Genomic DNA, 22571 nt, shown 5'->3' with positions numbered 1-22571 from the left:
ATTATAATTTAGCTTTCAGTTTTAAAACATAAGATGCCACTAACCAACGTTCGTGTTGATTCAACTGGTTAGCATAAGAACCCATTGAATTTAAACCGTAGGTCTGAACATGAAAAACACTTCCTTCTGTTATCACCCTATCCTTATAACTCGGTACACCAAGAAATTTTCCTTGTGTAACTAATTTACCCTTACCATCACCTGCATTACCATGACAAATACCACAATAAATTTCAAATAATTCTTTAGATTTCTCTTCGTCCTTAACCGATATAGAATCTAGCGGCGACACTGAATTCAGTTTAGCTAAATCATACCCTGCAGTTGAATTCTCATATTCATAAGGTTCAAAACCTCTATTTACTGTTCCTTCAGGAGGAAGTTGACCTTCTTTACCGTTCTTAAATGCAGTAGACTCTTCGTAAGTTTCATAACTTACAGGCTCATACATATTAGGCATGTATTGGTAATTAGGCTTCGAATTATTATGGCAAGACGAAACTAAAATAGTAATACAAATTACAAATGTTATTTTATATAGACTTTTCATATCGACAATTAATTCTTTACTATTACTTTAACTTCTACTGCCCCTGTACTTTCAAAGAAGGAAATTAACTCACTTTCATTATCGTTTACAGCAACTTCCATCAAAAAATGGTCATCTGTTGTTCTTACATCCGGATTTTCAGCTTGTTTGAAAGGCCATAATTTACTTCTCATATAAAAAGTAATAACCATTAAGTGAGCTGCAAAGAAAACCGTTTCTTCAAACATAATTGGAACAAAAGAAGGCATGTTTTGAATGTAACTGAAACTTGGTTTACCACCAATATCCTGAGGCCAATCCTGAATCATAATATAATTCATCATCCAAGTCCCGAATGACAAACCGATCAACCCATAGATGAACGCACAAATTGCTAATCTTGTAGGAGCAAGCCCCATTGCTTTATCCAAACCGTGAACAGGAAATGGAGAAAAAACTTCTTCGATATGATGATGTGCTGCTCTGGTTTTCTTAACCGCATCCATCAAAATATCATCGTCATTATAAATGGCGTATATTACTTTATTACTCATGATGTAAATCTTTATTTGCTTCTCTTTCTCTTTTGTAATTATCTCCAGTTCCTTTTAATATTGTTTTAACTTCCGCTTGTGCTATGACAGGGAATGTTCTAGAATACAACAAAAACAATACAAAGAAGAAACCTATAGTTCCAATGAAAATTCCAATATCAACAAACGTAGGAGAGAACATTGTCCAAGAAGATGGTAAATAATCTCTGTGCAATGATGTTACAATGATCACAAATCTTTCAAACCACATTCCAATGTTTACCACAATTGAAATAATAAAAGAAAACATAATGCTTGTTCTTAATCTTTTAAACCACATGAATTGTGGAGAGAAAACGTTACAAGTCATCATTGACCAATATGCCCACCAGTAAGGTCCTGTTGCTCTGTTTAAGAATGCATATTGCTCATACTCTACTCCTGAATACCAAGCTATGAAAAGCTCCGTAATATAAGCAACACCGACAATAGAACCAGTAATCATGATTACGATGTTCATTAATTCGATATGTTGAATAGTAATGTAAGCTTCAAGGTTAGAAACTTTTCTCATAATGATAAGCAAGGTATTTACCATTGCAAATCCTGAGAAAACAGCTCCAGCAACAAAATAAGGAGGGAAAATTGTAGTATGCCAACCTGGAATTACCGAGGTAGCAAAGTCCATTGATACAATGGTATGCACAGAAAGCACTAAAGGAGTTGCTAAACCTGCAAGTACTAAAGAAACTTCTTCAAAACGTTGCCAGTCTTTCGCTCTACCGCTCCATCCAAAACTCAATATGGAATAGATACGTTTGTTAAAAGGAGTTATTGCTCTATCACGCAACATGGCAAAATCAGGTAACAAACCAGTCCACCAGAAAACTAATGAAACGGAAAGATAAGTGGAGATTGCAAATACGTCCCAAAGCAAAGGAGAATTAAAATTTACCCACAATGAACCGAACTGATTCGGAATTGGTAAAACCCAATACGCTAACCATGGACGACCCATGTGTATAATTGGAAATAAACCAGCCTGAATAACAGAAAAAATAGTCATTGCTTCTGCTGAACGGTTAATCGCCATTCTCCATCGTTGACGGAAAAGTAATAATACCGCTGAAATTAAGGTTCCTGCGTGACCGATACCAACCCACCAAACGAAGTTAGTGATATCCCAGGCCCAACCTACAGTTTTATTTAAACCCCATGTTCCAATACCTGTAGATACGGTGTAAATGATACAACCCATTCCCCAAAGAAATGCGGTTAATGCAATTGAAAATACAATCCACCAATGTTTGTTTGCTTTACCTTCAACAGGTGCAGCTACATCTACAGTTACGTCGTGATAAGATCTATCACCTATAACTAAGGGTTTTCTAATGGTTGCTTCGTAGTGAGACGACATAATCCTTTATATTGATTCTTAATTAATTATTTTTTGTACTAGGTATTTCTAACTTTAACATGATAAATCACATTTGGTTTTGTTCCAACATGCTCTAACAAATGATACATTCTTTCGTCTTCAGCTAGCTTAGTAACTTTAGATTCTTTATCATTTACATCTCCAAAAACCATTGCTCCGGTAGAACAAGCGTTTGAACAAGCCGTTTGAAACTCTCCATCTACGATAGGTCTTCCTTCTCTTTTTGCATTTAAAATTGTTGCTTGTGTCATTTGGATACACATAGAACATTTTTCCATAACTCCACGAGAACGAACATTTACGTCTGGATTCAATACCATACGTCCTAAATCGTCATTCATATGATAATCGAATTCACTATTCTTGTTATACAAGAACCAGTTAAAACGACGCACTTTATAAGGACAGTTATTAGCACAGTAACGCGTACCAACACATCTATTATAAGCCATTTGATTTTGCCCCTGACGACCATGAGAGGTTGCAGCAACTGGACAAACAGTTTCACAAGGCGCATGATTACAGTGTTGACACATTACCGGTTGGAAAGAAACTTGAGGATTATCTCCTGCCTTTTCCATTTCATTAAATGTAGATAACGAACTGGATAAACCTGCAATATTTTCTTTTCTTTCATTATCTCCTGCAAATGTACTTTCAGAAGAATAATACCTGTCAATACGCAACCAGTGCATATCACGACTTCTTCTAATTTCAGCTTTACCGACAACAGGAACGTTGTTCTCAGCGTGACAAGCAATTACACAAGCACCACAACCAGTACAAGCATTCAAATCGATAGAAAGATTAAAATGATGTCCGGTAGAACGATCAAATGAATCCCATAAATCTACCTTTGTAGCTTCCACTTCTTTGTGATCCAAAGATACCATAGGCTGTTCATTCCAGAACTCAGCATCTTTAGTATTGAAAATTTCCAAAGAGGTTTCTTTGATAATATCACCTCTTCCCATTAATGTTTTTTGACCTTGAACACAAGCAAATTCGTGTTCTCCGTCAGCTTTAACCAATGTTACCGATTGAACATTATTAAAACCTTTATATAATGAGTAAGCATTTAAACCTACTTGCATTTCTTCTTTCAAAGCCGCTTTACGTCCATAACCTAAAGCTAAACCAATAGTACCAACTGCTTGACCTGGCTGAACTATTACCGGTACATTTTCTAATTTTAAACCATCAGCTGTTGTAATTGTAGCATAGCTACCATTCAAACCACCATTAGCTACAATTTCATTAGACAAAACATACTTCTTAGCATCCGCATTCGAAACAGTAACGTAATTATCCCAAGAAACTCTTGTTATCGGATCTGGTAATTCTTGTAACCAAGGGTTATTGGCTTGTTGCCCATCTCCTAATCCGGTTTTTGTATACAAAACCAATTCCATTCCTTCAGCAGCTTTTGATTGAGCCAAAGCAATAGCCGCAGCACTGTAATCAGCAGAAGATCCAGAAGAAGCCGGGATAGCCCCAACAAAAACACCGTCATGCAATACTTTATTCCAAGTAGAACCCGAAACAATTGTTGCAGCATTAGCTTTTAAATAATCGTAAAAAGTTCCACCAATACCATTTAAAGACAATAAAACGTCCTGAAATTGTTTCGTATTGAACAAAGGACGAATAGTTGGCTGTGTAACACTGTAAGTCCCTTTTGTCAAACTCAAATCACCCCATGACTCTAAATAATGAGGAACCGGAGCAGCAATTGTAGTAAGTAAAGCAGTTTCATCTTCTTTCAAAGAAAAAGTCACAGAAGTTTTAACTTTTTTCAAACCTTCAGCAAATGATTTACTATCCGCTAACGTATAAACAGGGTTTACACCACTCATGATCAATGTATGAATGCTTCCCGCTTTCATTTCATTAACCAATTGAGTAACTTTATCGTTTGATCCTTTTCTTATTTGTCTCGTTCCCGAAGTACTAAAAGCTTCACTAGCCAATACTTGATTGATAGCCAAAACTAATAGTTGTGCATTTTTATCTTGAATACCTGAAACCAAAACTCCTTTTGAACCAGCAGCTTTTAATTGCTGAGCAGCTTTATTAACTTCAGATTTAAATTTATCATCTAAACTAACCGCAACAGACGAGCCAGTTATAACATTATATATATATACTAATGCTTGTTTTTGATTTGCAGTAGACATAGCTAAGCGTCTATCAGCAGCAGCACCAGACAAAGTCATATTTGATTCTAGTTGAAAATGACGAGACATCTTTCCGTTTTTTGGAATTCTGCCTTGAGCATAACCCGAATCATAACTCCCACCTTGCCAATCTCCAAGAAAATCTGCTCCAACAGACACTATAAGAGAAGCTTTTGAAAAATCATAATCAACCAAAGCTCTTTCACCATATACCGCTTCAAAAGCATCTAAAGCTTCAGATGAAGATACAGCATCATAAATTACATGTTTTGCATTTGGATTTTTACCAATAAAATCAGCAATCACCTTTTCAGTTGACGGACTTGCCAATGTATTTGTCAAAAGGACAATTTGCCCCCCTTTTGCTTTTGCATCAGCAATACTTGATTTAATCTTAGAATCAATATCAGACCAGGTTGAACTTTTACCTTCAATTTTAGGTTCTTTTAAACGCATACTGTCATATAATGACAATATAGACGCGTGAATTCTAGCATTGGCAGAAAATTTTGCCCCGGCAATAGTATTATTATCTATTTTAATAGGACGCCCTTCGCGTGTTTTTACCAAAAGATTTGCAAAATCGAAACCATCAAAAACTGAGGTTGCGTAATAATCTGCTACTCCTGGAATGATTTGTTCTGGCTGAAGCACATAAGGTATCGACTTATTCACAGGACCTTCACAAGCTGCAAGCGTAGCAGCGGCAGTACTAAACCCAACGTACTTTAAAAAATCGCGACGTGTTGTTGACGAAGATGATAAAGCATCATTATTTCCTAAAAATTCATCAGTAGGAATTTCTTCAACAAATTCGTTATTTCTAAGCGCCTCAACAATAGAACTATTTTCGTCTAGCTCTTCAACACTTTTCCAGTATTTTTTGTTTGATGACATATATAAATATTAAAATCTTAATAATTTGATTAATAGTGGCATTTACCGCATTCTAAACCTCCCATTTGCGCTGCAGTCAATTTGTCTACACCGTATTTCTTAGAAAGTTCTTCATGAATTTTTGTATAATAATCATTCCCTTCCATTTTAACTTCGGTTTTTCTATGACAATTAATACACCAACCCATAGTTAATGGCGCGAATTGTTTTTGAACCTCAAAAGTCTGAACCGGGCCGTGACAAGTCTGACATTCAATACCAGCTACAGTAACGTGTTGTGAGTGATTAAAGTAAACAAAATCAGGAAGATTATGGATACGAACCCATTTAACTGGCTGCGTTTTTCCAGTATATTTTTGAGTTGTCTGATCCCAACCAACTGCGGTATATAATTTTTGGATTTCTCCATCATAGAATGCTTTGGTATGATCCGGAGTTGCAGTAGTATCAGAAACTTCAGAAATATTCTTATGACAATTCATACACACATTTAGAGACGGTATACCTGCATTTTTACTCACTCTCGCAGAAGAGTGACAATATTTACAACTAATACCATTACTACCAGCATGTATTCTGTGCGAATAATGAATTGGCTGAATCGGCTCGTAATCCTGATCAACACCTACCTGCATCAAGAAACCGTATACAAAGTAAGCGCCGGACAATAATAAAAATATAGACGTTACCAGTACTAGAAATTGATTTTTAGCAAATGCTTTCCAGATTGGAGTAGTTGCTGCCTTTGGAGCTACTTGAATTCCATTAGACTTTGCTACTTTCGTCAAAACATTATTCACTAAAAACAACATCACTACCAGCATAGCCATCACTAAAGCAAGAGCGCCAAGTATAACATTATTGGAAATACCGCTATCATTACCTGCAGCACCTGGAACTGAAGCAGCACCTGCAGCAGCAACCGGAGCTTCCGCTTTTGGTTCAGACGTGTAAGCAATAATATTATCAATATCCGCTTCGGCTAATTGAGGAAAAGCTGTCATTACAGCCTTATTGTTTTCTTCAAAAACTTTTACAGCAGCTGCATCTCCAGATTTGATCACCTCAGAACTGTTGTGAACCCATTTGTAAATCCAAGCCATATCGTGCTTAGCAGAAACACCTCTTAACATAGGTCCTGTTGATTTGGCATCCAATTTATGACATGCCGCACAATTTGCATTAAAAAGTTCTTTTCCCTTTACAGGGTCACCACCTTGTGTTGCAGCAGGAGCTGCTGGCGTTGCTGTTGTTGTTGCTGGAGCAGCAACTTGCGCAATTGAAGTTAAGGAGAAAATCAGCGTAAGCCCTAAGCTTAAATATAATTTCCTTGAGATCGAATTATGGTTACCCACCTTTTCCATATAGTATAATGATTATCTACTAAAATTTGGTACGATTTTTTCTATTATATTACTTTTAGAAAAAATTAATACATTCTTTAAAAACTGGGACAAAAATACGACTTAAGAACTATTCTCAAAACCTTAAAATAGTCTTAAATTCAATTTATATTAATTCTAAATAATATTTATTATTTCCTTTCATTCTATATGTATTACTTTTGCATAAAAACTATCACATTATGAGAATTTTAACACCCCGAAAAGCCCTTTTTTACACTGTTACATTAGGTCTTATGACAAGCTATATTAATGCGCAAGATCGAAATATCACGGTAAATCAAGACCCAAAATTCGAACAATTACTAAACGAAAAAAGAAAAACAAACGTCACAAACGCTGCGAATGACTGGTATAAAGTTCAAATTTTTAGTGGCGAGAGCGAAAAAGCAAAAAACACATTAAATGAATTCAAACAAGAATTTAACGACATAGACGGGACAATTATATTCAATACGCCAAACTATAAAGTTTGGGTAGGAAATTTCAAAAATCGCATAGAAGCAGAACGAAATCTAATAAACATTAGAAAAAAATACAAAAATGTACTTCTGATAAAACCAAGCAAATACTAAAAAAGACACCTGATTGGGTGTCTTTTTTAGTATTGAACCACGGCTTCTTGGTAATACCTTTTAAGTATGGCTTTTATATCTTCACCCCTCTTCTTGCTGTTTTTAAAGTCTTTCAAAAGTGTCGGATAAGGCATCAACATAGCCTTCATTTCATTATTTGACAAAAAAGAGGGCTGTCCCGAATAACAATCAATAAGCATCGGCACTGAGGAGCTATTTCCAGCGGAAGAAGCAATTGCAACACCAATCAACCCAAACATCGCTCCCATAGCAATGGCATTATTAGCATTGTAAACTACATCTTCTATATAATATTTACCTCCTATTATTTCGGTTTTAGCATAATATTTTGCACTTGCATACTTGGAGACATTTAAATAAAAAATTTTCCCATCACTTAATCCGTAATAATTCAACTCTTCAGAATTAGTAGCTTTATTAAGCAAATAAAATCTTTCCTTTTTGTTTACAAATTGAAAATTGCTATCGTCAAGTGGTCTGTCGTTTAAAACATCAGCATAAGTCAAATAAACACCCTTGGAAGGAATCGCAGTTATCGTTTTACTTTTAATATTCTGATCCCCGGAAAACACTATAGGAGTTTTATCATTATCGCTTGTTTTCATATAATCGGTTAAACATTGTAGTAAAACTTTTTTCAATCATTCATCGTGTTTATTAGTAACATCCATCCCGTTACTCTCTGCCGAAGCGGTATATGTCCCAACGACATAATCAGTCCCACCTTTAGACTCAATAATATCAATCACTACTGTTGCATAACCTGTTTCAGACATTGCTCGAGTAAGTTCAGAAACATATAAGTCATTAATCCGAATAGAAATTTTAGGTTTGTTTTCCTGTTTTGGACAAATAACAGCGAGGTAATCAAAGAATTCTTCTGTTAAAGCTTTTTCAAAATTCGCTAAAACCTTTCTGTTGAATCCCCCTTTTTGAACGGTTCCGATATTTTCTTTAAACTGCCTTCCATCATACACATTTTCGACATAGAAATTAAATCCTGATGTTTTATCATTTTTGTCTTTTAGGGATATTGTATGATATTCCGTTTTATTCTGAGAAAACACAACAGCAGTAAAGGCAACAAAAAATAATATAAGTAATTTATTCATGGATTTCATTTTTTAGTAACTTATAAAAATAAAAAAATCCCGACAAAATCGGGATTTTAATTCTAAATATTGAAATTTTATTTCAATTTCTTTTTAACTGCTACTTCATGGTACGATTCAATAACATCTCTTTCTTCGATATCATTGTATCCTTTCACTTGAATACCACAATCGTATCCTTTAGCAACTTCTCTTACATCATCTTTAAATCGCTTCAAAGCCAATAACTCTCCAGTAAAGACAACAACACCTTCTCTGATGATTCTCATTTTGGCGTTTTTAACAATTTTACCATCCATAACCATACTTCCGGCAATAGAACCAACTTTAGAAATTTTGAATATCTCTCTAATTTCTGCAGTACCCAGAATTTCTTCTTTCATTTCCGGAGCTAGCATTCCTTCCATCGCGTCTTTCAAGTCATCGATTGCCGCATATATAATAGAATAGTAACGGATATCTATCTCTTCTTTGTCTGCCAATTGTCTTGCGTTTCCAGCAGGACGAACATTAAATCCGATAATGATTGCATCAGAAGCGGAAGCCAACATAACGTCAGTTTCTGTAATTGCCCCAACACCTTTATGTATGATGTTAATTTGAATTTCTTCAGTAGATAATTTAGAGAACGAATCTGACAATGCTTCAACCGAACCATCAACATCTCCTTTAAGGATAATATTCAATTCTTTAAATTGACCTAAAGCAATTCTACGTCCAATTTCATCTAATGTAATATGTCTTTGTGTACGAACTGATTGTTCACGCATTAATTGAGAACGTTTGGAAGCGATTTGTTTTGCCTCTTTTTCATCTTCAAAAATATTGAACTTATCACCCGCTGTAGCAGCACCATCTAATCCCAGAACTGATACCGGCGTAGAAGGTCCCGCAACAGTAACTATATTTCCGCGTTCATCATGCATGGCTTTAATTTTACCATGATGTTTACCCGCTAGCATATAATCACCAATTTTAAGGGTTCCGTGCTGTACTAATATAGTAGAAACATATCCTTTACCTTTATCAAGGAATGCCTCAACAACAGTTCCTTGAGCCGCTTTATTTGGATTAGACTTTAAATCCAATAATTCAGCTTCTAATAATACTTTTTCTAATAAATCTTTTACTCCTAATCCTGTTTTGGCAGAAATATCATGAGACTGGATTTTTCCACCCCAATCTTCAACAAGTAAATTCATACCTGCTAATTTTTCTTTAATTTTTTCAGGATTAGCATTTGGCTTATCCACTTTATTGATAGCAAAAATAATTGGCACACCTGCTGCCTGAGCATGGCTAATAGCCTCTTTTGTTTGTGGCATGATATCATCATCCGCTGCAATTACAATAATAGCAATATCCGTAACTTGAGCTCCACGGGCACGCATTGCTGTAAAAGCTTCGTGTCCTGGTGTATCCAAAAATGCAATTTTTTGTCCGTTGTCTAATGTTACCCCATAGGCACCGATATGCTGTGTAATTCCACCTGACTCACCAGCAATAACATTTTCCTTACGAATGTAATCCAGTAAAGATGTTTTACCGTGATCGACGTGACCCATTACAGTAACTATAGGCGCTCTGAAAACCAGATCTTCTTCTTTATCTTCAACAACCTGAATTGCTTCTTCAATATCAACAGTAATAAACTCCACTTCATAACCAAACTCATCGGCTACAATAGTCAATGTTTCTGCATCTAGACGCTGATTCATGGTAACCATGATTCCAAGTGACATACACGTACCGATAACTTTAGTAATTGGCACATCCATCATAATTGCAATTTCACCTACAGTAACAAATTCAGTAACTTTAATTGTTTTACTTCCCTCATCAATAGCTCTTTGCTCATCATCAGATTTCTGACGGTGCGTATCTCTTTTGTCTCTTCTGTATTTAGCCGCTTTAGATTTACCACCTTTTCCTTGTAGTTTTTCTAAAGTCTCTCTAATTTGATTTTTAACTTCCTCTTCCGTAGGCTCAACTTTTGCAACAATGGCAGGTCTGTTTCCTTTTACGAAACCAGGTCTGGCACTTCTATTTGCATTGAATCCACCACCACCGCCGGTATTCGGGGTAATTTTATTCGGATTTGGAACTCCGGGAACAGCAGGCGGTCTAGGAGTACCTGGTTTTGGAGCAATTCTCTTGCGTTTATTTTTATTGGCATTACTAGCTCCTACAGCTCCAGGTGCACCCGGTTTGTTTGGAGTAATTTTAGGCTCTTCTTTTTTCTTTTTAGGCTTATTAAACTGAGATAAATCAATTATTTGACCTGTTAAAGTAGTTCCTGATAATTTTTGATATTGAGTTGTTATAGTCTCATCAACAGGAGTTTCTTCAACTGGAGCCGCTTTTATCGGTTCAGCAACAACCTCTTTTACAGGTTCTTTCTTAACTTCTTTTATTCCAACAACAGGTTTAATTTCTTTTTTGTCTGAAACGGGTTTTTCTTCTGAAAGTTCTTTTTGAACAGGCTCTTTTTGAACAGGCTCTTTTTGAACAGCTTCCACTATTACAGGTTTTTCAACCGGAGCTTTAACCACAGGAATTTCAATTTTTTCAGCAACCTTAGCAGGAGCAGGAACAACTGTTGGTCTTTTAGGATTAAGATCAATTTTCCCAACTTGAACCGGACCAGTCACAACAGCTCTCGCTTTTATAACTTCTTGTTGTTTTAGTCGTTCGTCATCTTGCTTACGTTTGTCTTCGATTTCTTTCTCTCGCTCCACACGTAAAGCTTCTTTTTCTTTTCTTTTCTCTTCCCCTACTTCTTTCGAAGCCTCCTTATTCCCTTTGTCACCAGCAAACTGACCGCACAAGACATTGTATACATCATCAGAAATTTTTGTGTTTGGATTTGCTTCAATAGCAATACCCTTATCTTTTAGATAATCCACAGCTCTTTCTAAAGAAATATTCAATTCCCTTAAAACTTTGTTTATTCTAATAATTCTCTCTTCAGACATAAAACCTTTTTATTATTACCTTTTTTGTTGTTCCTCACCCTAACCTTCTCCAAAAGAGAAAGAAATGAAAGTGGAATATTTTATTGTGTCAGAAGCAATGACTAACTGTCAAATTCTTCCTTCAATATTCTCATTACATCTAGAATCGTCTCCTCTTCTAGGTCTGTTCTTCTTACCAAATCTTCTACATCTTGTTTTAAAATACTTTTAGCAGTATCTAAACCAATTTTTGCAAATTCTTCAATAACCCAGTCTTCAATTTCATCTGAAAACTCAGTCAATTCAACATCATCCTCATCGGCAGTTGCACCTGCAACATCACCTTCACGGATAACATCCAATTCATAACCAGTTAATAAACCAGCTAATTTAATATTATGTCCACCACGACCAATAGCTTTAGAAACTTCTTCAAGTTTCAAGAAAACCTCCGCTCTTTTAGTATCTTCATTAATTTTAATTGAAGATACTTTTGCAGGGCTTAATGCTCTGGTTATGTACAATTGAATATTACTTGTATAATTAATTACGTCAATATTTTCATTTCCTAATTCACGAACAATTCCATGAATACGAGAACCTTTCATACCAACACATGCTCCTACCGGATCAATTCTATCATCATAAGAATCTACAGCAACTTTTGCTTTTTCACCTGGAATTCTCACTACTTTTTTCACCATAATCAATCCATCAAATACTTCAGGAATTTCTTGTTCAAATAATTTTTCCAAAAACTTCTCAGAAGTTCTGGACATAATAATTTGAGGTTTGTTTCCTTTCAATTCAACGCTTTCAATTATCCCTCTTACATTATCTCCCTTGCGGAAAAAATCAGAAGGTATTTGTTTTTCTTTTGGCAAAATTATTTCATTCCCTTCATCATCGACCAAAATTACAACTCTAGGGCGAACATGATGCACTTCTGCAGTGTAAATATCTCCAATTAAATCTTTAAATTGTTTATAAAGATTCGTGTTATCGTGCTCATGAATTTTTGAAATTAAGTTTTGACGCAAGGCCAAAATAGCTCTTCTCCCTAAATCAATTAATTTTACTTCTTCAGAAACTTCTTCGCCAATTTCAAAATCAGCTTCGATTTTTCTAGCTTCTGTCAACGTAATTTCTTCATTTTCAAAATCTAAATCCTCGTCAGCAACGATTACCCTTCTTCTCCAAATTTCCATATCTCCTTTGTCAGGATTTATAATAATATCGAAATTATCATCTGAACCGTATTTTTTCTTCAATGCATTTCTAAATACATCTTCCAAAATTGCCATAAGCGTTACACGATCAATAAGTTTATCATCTTTAAACTCTGAGAATGAATCGATCAATGCTAAATTTTCCATGCGAATTCTTTAATTAAAATGTTACTGTAACAATTGCTTCTTTAATGTCTCCGTAAGGCAGTTTAAGTTCTTTTTGAACTGTTTCCTTTCCTTTTCCTATCTTTTTAGGCTCTCTTGCTTTCCACGACAAAATTACAAAATCATCATTAGCTTCCACTAATTCTGCTTCAATTATTTCTGCCCCAGTCTTCACAATCAATGTGCGCCCTATATTTTTCTTGTATTGTCTTACTAATTTCAATGGCGACCCAACCCCTACCGAAGCTACTTCTAAAGAGTAATCTTGTTCCTCGCGATCCAAGTTATTGTCTATAAAACGACTCACATCGATGCAATCCTGAAGCGCTACTCCTGTATCACCATCCAAATTCACAATAACCTTAAAAGCATCAGTGACAGTAAGGTCTATCAAAAAAATTGATGGCTTTTCTAAAAGGCATTCTGTCAATAACGTATTTACTTTTTCTTTAAATGTCATATTTTTATAAAAAGAGGGGACATTTAGTCCCCTCATTATCTAGATTTTAATAAATAACGGTGCAAATATAGTGTTTTTTTTTATTAATTAAAATAATCGACTGCTGTTAAAATATTTCTTATCTTTAATGAAGCATAAAAATAACTATTTTTTCACATAATTTAAACTTTTAATTATGAAACGAATTTTAGTACCAACCGATTTTTCAGAACATGCTGAAGACGCCTTAAAAGTAGCCGCACAAATTGCAAAAAAAAATAATTGCGAAATATTCTTGCTGCACATGCTGGAATTACCAAGTCAAATGAGCGATGCTATTTCTGGCGGAAGCGGAATTCCGGAAGTGATGCTCTTTATAAAAAAAGCAAACGAAACGTTTCAAAAAATCAAAGAACGTCCCTATTTGAATGGGATTTCCGTTAGTGAAACAGTTCATTTTGAAAGAGCATCAAATGGTATTTTAGCTTTTAGCAAAAAAAATAAAATCGACTTAATTGTAATGGGCTCACATGGATCTTCCGGAATTGAAGAATTACTTATAGGCTCCAATACCGAAAAAGTAGTACGCCTTTCAGACATACCCGTTTTAGTTATTAAAAAAGATGTAGGCAAATTTAATGGTAAAAATTTCGTTTTCGCATCTGATTTTTCGAATGAAATAAAAAAACCTTTCAAAAAAATGATCGAGTTCGCTAAAATATTTGATGCCAATCTATTTTTAGTAATGATCAGTACGCCAAATAGCTTCAAGCCCACCTTGCTTGGTGAAAAAATAATGAGTGATTTTATTGCAGATGTTGAGATTGAAAATTACTCCTTGCATATTTTTAATGACGTCAATGTAGAAAGTGGCGTACTCAATTTTTCAAATGCAATTAACGCTGATTTAATCGGACTCTGCACCCATGGCAGAACCGGATTCGCACATTTCTTTAATGGAAGTATTAGCGAGGACTTAGTAAACCATGCCGTTAAGCCCGTAATTACTTTTAAAATTTAATTTTTCGTCACAAAAATCATCCTCAAAATTAAATCCCCAAATTGCTATCTATCGCGCAGCAGAATCCGAAAGAACCCACTGGCAAAGATGCACTGCAATCTAACACAAGGCTAACTTTAGGAAATCAACAGAGCTTTCGATTCCGAAGGCCCAAACCCCACCATACCCCAATAGAGCCAATTAAGCCGTATTTAAAAAGAAAACACACTCTTATCTCGAGAGATATAGAAACCTGTCCGAAAGGAACGATGCGCTGTACTGATACAAAAAGAAGAGGTTCAGAAAACCTGCACAAAACATACCATTCCGCAAAAAAAAGACCATGCCCGATATATCCCCAAATCGAGTAGGTAGAGGGATTGCTCCCTCGCCCTCTCACACCACCGTGCATGCTCTCGCACACGGCGGTTTCTTTAGATCTTTGAACCTCTCGTAGTGCCATGCAAGATTATACAAGCCTTGTTCTTCAAACCAATTATTGTTCATAGCCTGGTGTACTTGTGGACTTCCTGACTTTCGCCAAAGTCCTTTTCCAGACAAGGCTATTATCCATGCTTGCCACTTCTTTACTCCTAATTTCGCTAGGAATTGTTGTAACGTAAATACTCTTTTGCATTGTTTTATTCGGTAGCATCGAAGTTTCCTTCGTATCCACCCATCTAAAATTCGCATTAATTTTGAGCATTTTGCGTATTGAAAATATTGTAACCATCCTCGTAAGGTGGGATTTAGTTCCGAGATAACTTGCTCAATACTTCTTCCTCGATTACGTTTGGTGATTAGTCGGATTTTCTCTTTGAAGCGTTCTTGATTTTGCTTTGAGATGGTTAGACAACCCCCTTTCTGGATTGTATATCCTAGAAATTTGGTTTGATCTACATCGCAAGCTTTGCTCTTGTCCTTGTTTACAACAAGTTTTAGTTTGTTTTCGATAAAGTTGCTTATCGATTGCATTACCCTCTCTCCCGCCACTTGGCTTTGTACGAAAATATTACAATCGTCTGCGTAGCGAACAAAATCCAAACGTTTGGATTTTGTTCGTGATATCCTTGGGCATGTATCCATACAGACCACAGAGATTTATGCTAGAGCTGACTCAAAACAAAAACGTGAGGCATTAGAGGCCGCATATGTTAATATTATACCAGCTCAGATAAGTGAAGGGATATGGGAAAAGGACTCGAAACTTAGGGAATGGTTAAAGAATTTCACAAAATAACCTATATCGTTATCCAAAGCTGTTTTAAAAAGTAAATAGAGTAAAACACTCATGAATAGTAACGCTTACAAGCAAACTTTGGATAACGATTTACTTTGGATAAGAAAAATTATCACGAGTTGTGATAATTTTTCTAAAGATTCAGACCTTCCAGTTTTGTGAGTCCTCCTAGTATCACCTTCGGCTCGTATCTGCTGTACTATGTCCTCTGCTGACTTCTTGAAACTCTTCTGTTTGCATCGCTACATCCATAGTCCCGTTGGAACAAGTTTCAAGACCTCTCGGGATAAGGCTCATTTTCTTTCCATGAGTTCTGCCTAATTTACTATATTGGGTTACGATTGAATTTTGGGCTTTCGCAATCTATTGCTCGCTTGCCCTCCCAAAGTTAGCCTTGTATTAGATTTCTGTACGTCAGAACCTCACTTTTGCTGATGGCTTCTTTCAGATTCTATCTCACGATAGACACCCTTGCCAATTGCTAGGTATTTGCTCTCGCAAATAATCTATCAATTCGGCGTGTACAGAGACTTACACTCTGCTAGAAAAAGACCATGCCCGACATACAAAAAAAGCCTCTCAAAAAATGAGAGGCTTTACGTTGGTCTACAAGGACTAATATCTTAATGTATCATTACATAACAAAAACACTCAATCCACTACAAACCAATTAGTTACACAAATAAAAAATAAAATAAAGTTCCACATTATATCGTTAAATATCATAAAATACCATACTTTTACTACGTGATTTACTACGCGATATTATCTTACTTATGAAACAAGCTACTCATTTTTTTAATTTAGAAGCAAAACCAACTAATTCAGGAGAACATTTAATTTTCTTCAACTTTAGTTATGGATTTAAAGAATATAATCTAAAAACAAAAAAACACATTTATCTACCAGTTAGATTATCTACGGAGTATAGAATCCAAAAAGAATATTGGAACGATCAACCTATCTATCGCCCTAACCAAACATATATTAAAAAATTCGGTAAAAACCTAAACAATGTTCTCGATAAAATAGAGACCACAAGTTATGGCCAATTGAATCTTTTCAGAGACCAACACGATAAAGATCCAACTCCAAATGAGCTAAAAACGTTAATTCTTGAAAAATTAGGAAGAACAATAAAATTAAACAATGACATTAGGATTATTGATTATATTGCTGAGACTGTAACTAGACGAACAGCCACAGAAATAACATCCAGTCAAAGATGGTCTGCTGCTACAGGAAATCAATATACCAATTTAAAAAATCATATAGAAAATTACGAAACCAATAAAAAAACAATTTTAACCTTCAGTAAATTAACAGGTGAAATATTCTTGGATTTTTTCAAAGAAATAAATGATATTCATAAAAAGGCAAATGATGAATATTATGCTCATAATACCATAGTCAAAGAAAATAAACATTTCAGAGCTATCCTCAATGCAGCTCTCAAAAACAATATATCTATAGGATTTAATCATACTAGTGAAGAATATGAAATAAAGAGAAGAGAAATAAAAAACGAAATAATTTTAACTATTGAACAACTTACTACCATCATTAATTCTGATGTAAATTATTCGAAAGAATTCATACATGCCAGAAACTATATTATTATATCTTCCTTTACGGGATTACGAATTAGCGACATGGTATATTTAAACGAAATAGAACCTAAAGACATCAAGCATAATTCAAAAAACTATTATTGTATCATAACTAAAATCAGGAAATCTAAAGAAAATAAAGATGAGCTAACAGCAACCATTCCTATTCTATCTCCAATTAAAACTTACCTACAGCAAAACAACAATAAATTTCCTAAATTTCCTGCTCAAACAAACATTAGAAAATACATAACCAAATATCTTAAACACTTAGAAATTGATAATTTAGTTGATGTAAAAAAATACTATTATACCATTGACAACCCCGTAATAACAAAAGAAAAACTAAGCGACATTTTCAATCCTCACGATTGTCGCTCCACATTTATTACCAATCTAAAAGAACTAGGAATTCTGGACGAAGATATTGAACCTATAACTCATCCAAAGCATAAATACAAATCCATTGTTCAAACGTATGATAAAACAAAATTAATTAGTAAAGCTGTAAACTTAATCAATATTTTAAATTCAAAAAAATCACCCCTCTACAAATACTAGAGAGTCCAACACTTAAACTCATTTTCTATAGTGATAAACTTTGCCTTCTAATAATTTTCAAACTATTATAACACCAGATTATTCTATTACTCGTATAATTGATTATTTGAACCCAATGGTACAAAATTCGAACCTTTTACTTGAAGATTTAAAGCTTTTGTACGAGATGTTATAAATTTGCAGGATATATTAAACCTCTTCACTAAGTACAACTATAGTTCCAATTGGAAAAAATTTTCTAAATACAATGTAATCAAATGTACAAAAAAGTTGTCAATAGAATAGGATCAATAGACATGCGCTTTTATGTAACAATGCGTTTTTTTTTGTGAAACTTTGGAATCAAACCATTCTGTTTTCCCAAGAATACTATTTTGGGTTTTGTTAGTGTCACTCAAACTGTAACTATTTTTTTATAACTGCTACAGTATGTAAACAAAACCAATAACGGTATGATTCCTATTTTTTTTTTTCATATTTTATGTTTGTTATATTTTGAAAAACGAATAATAGCATATAAAACTATTTGTCAATAATTTTATAAGCTATTTTTATGTGCATCCGTTTAATGATGAATTGTTTCAAGTCAATAATTGACTTTTTAATTGACTTTTATTATTTCATTTAATTTTGCTTTTCCACTTTCGTTAAACGCTTCAATATTGAAATAGTACTCACTTTTTTTATCTAAGCCTCTAAAGTCATACGAATTTTCATCGTAAACCATTATGCTGTTGTATAATTTATCAGGGGAAATCCCGTAATAAATAGCATGTCCAATTGCATCAGATTGTTTATTCCAATAAATCATTGCATTGCGTGGATCTGACGGATTCCTTTCTACTTTAAACCCGGTAACCGATTTTGGTTTTTCGGACAATCCATTTCCAAAAACACGAAAATCAGAAACGGCAAACAACCCTGTTGCAGCATGAACATTAACCAATTTTACGTAGCGGCCTTCAATGGACTTTGTTAATTCTACATAATCATGCGGAACGTCTTTATTATTTTTTGATTTGTCAACAACCAATTTCCAGACTTTCGCATCATCCGAAACTAAGATTCTATATTGGTGATAGAGATCCATAGCTTTGTTTAACTGTGTCGATTTATGATCGGCATAGTTGATCTGTAAAGCGTTAATTTGCATTTCTCTGCCCAAATCAATTTGGAGCCACTCCCCAGGATTATTAGTTTTTGCCGACCACCACGTTTGGATATTTTCATCCGTTACATTTTCAGCTCCAAAACACAATTTTTCGAAAACTTTTTTACCTTGATTGTCTATTCTATGCGTACGAGTTAAAGCACAAGTATCGATTGAAGAAACAGTTACTGTTTTTTTGTATGATAGTAACATCCAACCTGCAGATGCCCCTTTTGATTGATCCCGTTTTTGTTCGGATAATTTTACAGGAAAATCTCCGTAAGAAGTAATTGAATACATAATTCCATCTTTATCAAATCCAGCAGGAAACATATCAATGCGTCGTTCAAAACGGTCTTTCATTGAAATTTTGCAGGTTCCAGTATTCCAAAAATTACCATTTAAATCTTCAAAAGTATTCCCGTGTCCAGCTCCTATTACAAAGCCTCCGGGTTTATAGGACATCGGATTGTGTTTTTGATAAGTAAACGGCCCCAATGGATTATCACCTACATAAACACCATTTGCATAGCCTTTAAACTCTGTTCCTGGCGCAGCATATTGCAAATAATATTTACCATTATACTTACTCATCCACGCGCCTTCAATGAAATTACCCCATGGAGCGGGTTCCTGGTCGTTATTGGGGCCAAAACGCTCCCAACCATGCTCTTTAGGACGAATCCACAACACTTCTTTTATGCCTCGCTTATCAAAATCAACTGCTTCCTCCTGATTTGTATATTGGGAAACAGGTTGCGGAACATAATCTTTACTTTTAATAGGTTGCCAAGTTTTATAATCTAATTCGCAAGCAACCAGTGGATATGTTCCACTGGTTCCGTAATACGAATACAACCTTCCGTCATCATCCAAAAACACACCAGGATCTCCTGCGGGATGAATGATGCTGTCTACATGACGAGTCCAAAGACCTTCTTTTGGCTTTGCCGTTTTCCAGATAGGCATATTTGCATCTGGGCCAATCAAAAACAAAGTGTCGTTTATGGTCAGTGCCGAAGGACAACAAATATCACTGCTATGTGGCTGACGCTGAAAACTTCCGTAAACAAACTCCCAATTCGACATATCCTTACTCCAAAAGAATCCAGCCTGATTGGTTGCAAACAAATAATAATCACCTTTATAAGTCATAATAACTGGGTCTGCACTTGAACGACGAGACTCAGGAATACCATTATGATTCTCTACACCATATGCATAGCTTATATTCATTGGGTTACAATACGTTTTTTGTGAAATATTGGGATCAAACCATGCTGTTTTCCCAAGAATACTATTTTGAGTTTTATTAGTACCACTCAAAATGTAACTATTTTTTTTATAACTGCCACAGTATGCAAACAAAACCAATAATGGTATAATTCCTAATTTTTTCATATTTTATGTTTGTAATATTTTGAAAAACGGATAATAGCTTATAAAACTATTTGTCAACAATTTTATAAGCTATTTTTATGTGTATCCGTTTAATGATGAAATTGTTTTTTAAGTCAGTAATTAGATTTTCTAATTGACTTTTATTATTTCATTTAATTTTGATTTTCCACTTTCGTTAAACGCTTCAATACTGAAATAGTACTCAGTTCCTTTATCCAAGCCTCTAAAGTCATACGAACTTTCGTCATAAACCATTATGCTGTTGTATAATTTATCAGGGGCAATTCCGTAATAAATATTATAACCAATTACATCCGGTTGTTTCTTCCAAAAAATCATTGCATTGCGTGAATCTGATGGATTTCTGTCTACTTTAAATTCAGAAACTGGTTTTGGTTTCTCTGATAATCCATTTCCGAAAACTCTGAAATCTGAAACTGCAAATAATCCTGAGGCATTGTGAATATTCACCATTTTTATATAACGAGCCTGAATTGGTTTTGTGAGTTGTACATAATCATGAGGAACATCTTTATCGTTATTGGATTTATCAACTACTAAAGTCCAATTCTGGGCATCATCCGACATATAGATTTTATATTGATAATAAATATCCATCGCCTTGTTGTATTGAGTTGCTTTATGATCGGCATAATTGATTTGCAAAGCATTTATCTGCATCTTTTTACCTAAATCAAGCTGCAACCATTCGCCTGGTTTACTCGTTTTTGCAGACCAATAGGATTGAATATTCTCATCAGTTAAATTCGTAGCATTGTAACAAATTTTTTCGAATACTTTTTTTCCGCCTGTATCAACTCTGTGGGTTTGAATAACCATACATTCTTCGAATGAAGAAACAGTCACTGGCTTTTTATAGGATAGTAGCATCCAGCCAGAAGAAGCTCCTTTCTCATGATTACGTTGTTTCGTAGGAAGCAATATTGGAAAATCGCCATAAGATGTATTAGAATACATTATGCCGTCTTTATCGAATCCGGCAGGAAACATATCGATACGACGTTCAAAACGATCTTTTACAGAAATTTTACAAGTTCCGGTATTCCAGTAATTACCGTAGTTGTCGGCAAAAGTATTTCCGTGTCCAGCTCCTATTACAAAACCTCCAGGTTTATACGACAAAGGATTGTGTTTTTGATAGATAAATGGCCCTAATGGACTGTCTCCCACATGGACACCGTTTGCATACCCTTTGAATTCAGTAGCTGGAGCTCCATATTGCATATAATATTTACCGTTGTGTTTGGTCATCCAAGCTCCTTCAATAAAGTTACCCCAAGGGGCAGGTTCCATATCATTATTAGGGCCAAAACGTTCCCAGCCGTGTGCTGCAGGATCTACATTAACAACTGCTTTTATTTCCCCATAAGGACGCTGAATATCTTCAACTTCGGTTGCAGTATATAGTTTTTCATAATCAGCCTGATTTCCTTTTGGAAGCCAAGTGTTGTAATCCACTTCTACACCACAAAGCGGCAATTTTCCGCTTGAACCGTAGTACATATACACTTTTTTATCGTCGTCCTGAAAGATGGCCGGGTCCCAAGTGGGCAACATAGCTGTTTCTACATGGCGAGTCCATCGACCAGATTTTGGATTGGCTGTCTTCCAAACTGGATGGTCTTTTTTCCAAGTTGAACCTACATAAAAAAGAGTGTCGTTTACCACCCAAGCGGCCGGAGCACATTGGTCGTCATCGCTAGGAAGACGCTGAAAACTGCCGTAAACAAATTTCCAATCTGACATATCCTTACTCCAAAAGAATCCGGCTTGGTTGGTTGCGAACAGGTAATAGTCGCCTTTATAGGGAATAATTACAGGATCGGCACTCGAACGGCGGGAAACAGGGATTCCGTTGTGATTTTCAACAGAATAATTGTAGCCAATATTAATGGGGTTACAATAGGTTGAGGCAGATTTATTAGGGTCGAACCATTCCGTTTTTCCAATATTATTGGATTTAGATTGTGCTGTGCCGATTTGACAGCCCAACACGAGTAATAACAGCGGTATTAAATACAGTTTTCGCATTTTTGCATTTTTTTAAATTATTTTGATTTCTATAATCTATTACGATTTTTTGCCATAAAAGACACTGGTTTTATTTTTCACGACA

Annotated in this window: 17 protein-coding genes; 3 read left to right on the top strand and 14 right to left on the bottom strand. The window is 35.1% G+C overall.

Translation table 11 applies throughout. From position 1 onward, the window contains the following. Position 1: 1 nt before the first annotated feature. The 5 genes from ACNQGH_RS03930 to ACNQGH_RS03910 are packed head-to-tail and all read right to left on the bottom strand — an operon-like array spanning position 2 to position 6938. On the bottom strand, positions 2 to 550 hold the full coding sequence (locus tag ACNQGH_RS03930; RefSeq protein ID WP_417954679.1) for a c-type cytochrome: 549 nt from the start codon (positions 548 to 550) through the stop codon (positions 2 to 4). Positions 551 to 558: 8 nt separating this feature from the next. Beyond that, positions 559 to 1083: a DUF3341 domain-containing protein gene (locus ACNQGH_RS03925; protein WP_417954678.1), complete on the bottom strand. Its 525-nt coding sequence runs from the start codon at positions 1081 to 1083 to the stop codon at positions 559 to 561. Then, positions 1076 to 2479, bottom strand: coding sequence for an NrfD/PsrC family molybdoenzyme membrane anchor subunit (gene nrfD, locus ACNQGH_RS03920; RefSeq protein WP_417954677.1), 1404 nt, complete (start codon positions 2477 to 2479; stop codon positions 1076 to 1078). The genes ACNQGH_RS03925 and nrfD overlap by 8 nt, the downstream gene beginning before the upstream one ends. 38 nt (positions 2480 to 2517) lie before the next feature. Then, positions 2518 to 5574, bottom strand: a complete 3057-nt coding sequence (locus tag ACNQGH_RS03915) for a TAT-variant-translocated molybdopterin oxidoreductase (protein WP_417954676.1) — start codon at positions 5572 to 5574, stop codon at positions 2518 to 2520. A gap of 29 nt (positions 5575 to 5603) precedes the next feature. Beyond that, positions 5604 to 6938 (bottom strand): c-type cytochrome, encoded by a 1335-nt coding sequence (locus ACNQGH_RS03910; RefSeq protein ID WP_417954675.1) that lies wholly within the window; start codon positions 6936 to 6938, stop codon positions 5604 to 5606. A 221-nt stretch (positions 6939 to 7159) separates the two neighbouring features. Here ACNQGH_RS03910 and ACNQGH_RS03905 point away from each other — a divergent pair, with 221 nt between their 5' ends. After that, entirely contained in the window at positions 7160 to 7552 is a 393-nt protein-coding gene (locus tag ACNQGH_RS03905) for an SPOR domain-containing protein (protein ID WP_417954674.1), read from the top strand. Positions 7553 to 7578: 26 nt separating this feature from the next. Here ACNQGH_RS03905 and ACNQGH_RS03900 read toward each other — a convergent pair whose 3' ends face one another. The 5 genes from ACNQGH_RS03900 to rimP all read right to left on the bottom strand — a co-directional run bounded on the left by ACNQGH_RS03900 (position 7579) and on the right by rimP (position 13493). Then, positions 7579 to 8178 carry a DUF6563 family protein gene (locus ACNQGH_RS03900; protein ID WP_417954673.1) on the bottom strand — a complete coding sequence of 200 codons (600 nt, stop codon included), beginning with the start codon at positions 8176 to 8178 and terminating at the stop codon, positions 7579 to 7581. A 36-nt stretch (positions 8179 to 8214) separates the two neighbouring features. Continuing rightward, entirely contained in the window at positions 8215 to 8685 is a 471-nt protein-coding gene (locus tag ACNQGH_RS03895; protein ID WP_417954672.1) for a hypothetical protein, read from the bottom strand. A gap of 77 nt (positions 8686 to 8762) precedes the next feature. Then, positions 8763 to 11660: a translation initiation factor IF-2 gene (gene infB / locus ACNQGH_RS03890; RefSeq protein ID WP_417954671.1), complete on the bottom strand. Its 2898-nt coding sequence runs from the start codon at positions 11658 to 11660 to the stop codon at positions 8763 to 8765. Positions 11661 to 11761: 101 nt separating this feature from the next. Continuing rightward, positions 11762 to 13015, bottom strand: a complete 1254-nt coding sequence (gene nusA, locus ACNQGH_RS03885; protein WP_143385956.1) for a transcription termination factor NusA — start codon at positions 13013 to 13015, stop codon at positions 11762 to 11764. Positions 13016 to 13028: 13 nt separating this feature from the next. Next, positions 13029 to 13493, bottom strand: coding sequence for a ribosome assembly cofactor RimP (gene rimP / locus ACNQGH_RS03880; protein ID WP_417954838.1), 465 nt, complete (start codon positions 13491 to 13493; stop codon positions 13029 to 13031). A 175-nt stretch (positions 13494 to 13668) separates the two neighbouring features. On the opposite strand from rimP, the gene ACNQGH_RS03875 reads away from it, so the two are divergent. Beyond that, the gene (locus ACNQGH_RS03875; RefSeq protein WP_417954670.1) at positions 13669 to 14493 is read left to right on the top strand and encodes a universal stress protein; all 825 of its coding nucleotides are present in this window, start codon (positions 13669 to 13671) and stop codon (positions 14491 to 14493) included. 375 nt (positions 14494 to 14868) lie between these two features. On the opposite strand, the gene ACNQGH_RS03870 is transcribed toward ACNQGH_RS03875, so the two are convergent. After that, on the bottom strand, positions 14869 to 15558 hold the full coding sequence (locus ACNQGH_RS03870) for a group II intron maturase-specific domain-containing protein (RefSeq protein WP_417954669.1): 690 nt from the start codon (positions 15556 to 15558) through the stop codon (positions 14869 to 14871). Positions 15559 to 15886: 328 nt separating this feature from the next. Continuing rightward, a complete protein-coding gene (locus ACNQGH_RS03865; RefSeq protein WP_417954668.1) occupies positions 15887 to 16009 on the bottom strand; it encodes a hypothetical protein in 123 nt (40 codons plus the stop codon). A 479-nt stretch (positions 16010 to 16488) separates the two neighbouring features. On the opposite strand from ACNQGH_RS03865, the gene ACNQGH_RS03860 reads away from it, so the two are divergent. Continuing rightward, entirely contained in the window at positions 16489 to 17883 is a 1395-nt protein-coding gene (locus tag ACNQGH_RS03860; RefSeq protein ID WP_417954667.1) for a phage integrase SAM-like domain-containing protein, read from the top strand. 601 nt (positions 17884 to 18484) lie between these two features. On the opposite strand, the gene ACNQGH_RS03855 is transcribed toward ACNQGH_RS03860, so the two are convergent. Then, positions 18485 to 20434, bottom strand: coding sequence for a family 43 glycosylhydrolase (locus ACNQGH_RS03855; protein WP_417954666.1), 1950 nt, complete (start codon positions 20432 to 20434; stop codon positions 18485 to 18487). A gap of 129 nt (positions 20435 to 20563) precedes the next feature. Then, a complete protein-coding gene (locus ACNQGH_RS03850) occupies positions 20564 to 22486 on the bottom strand; it encodes a discoidin domain-containing protein (RefSeq protein WP_417954665.1) in 1923 nt (640 codons plus the stop codon). Positions 22487 to 22571: the final 85 nt, after the last annotated feature.

The sequence above is a fragment of the Flavobacterium kochi genome, assembly GCF_048286715.1.
In the GTDB taxonomy this organism is placed as follows: Bacteria; Bacteroidota; Bacteroidia; order Flavobacteriales; family Flavobacteriaceae; genus Flavobacterium.
The sequence above is the reverse complement of the archived record's forward strand: the minus strand, read 5'-3'. Positions and strand labels throughout refer to the sequence as shown.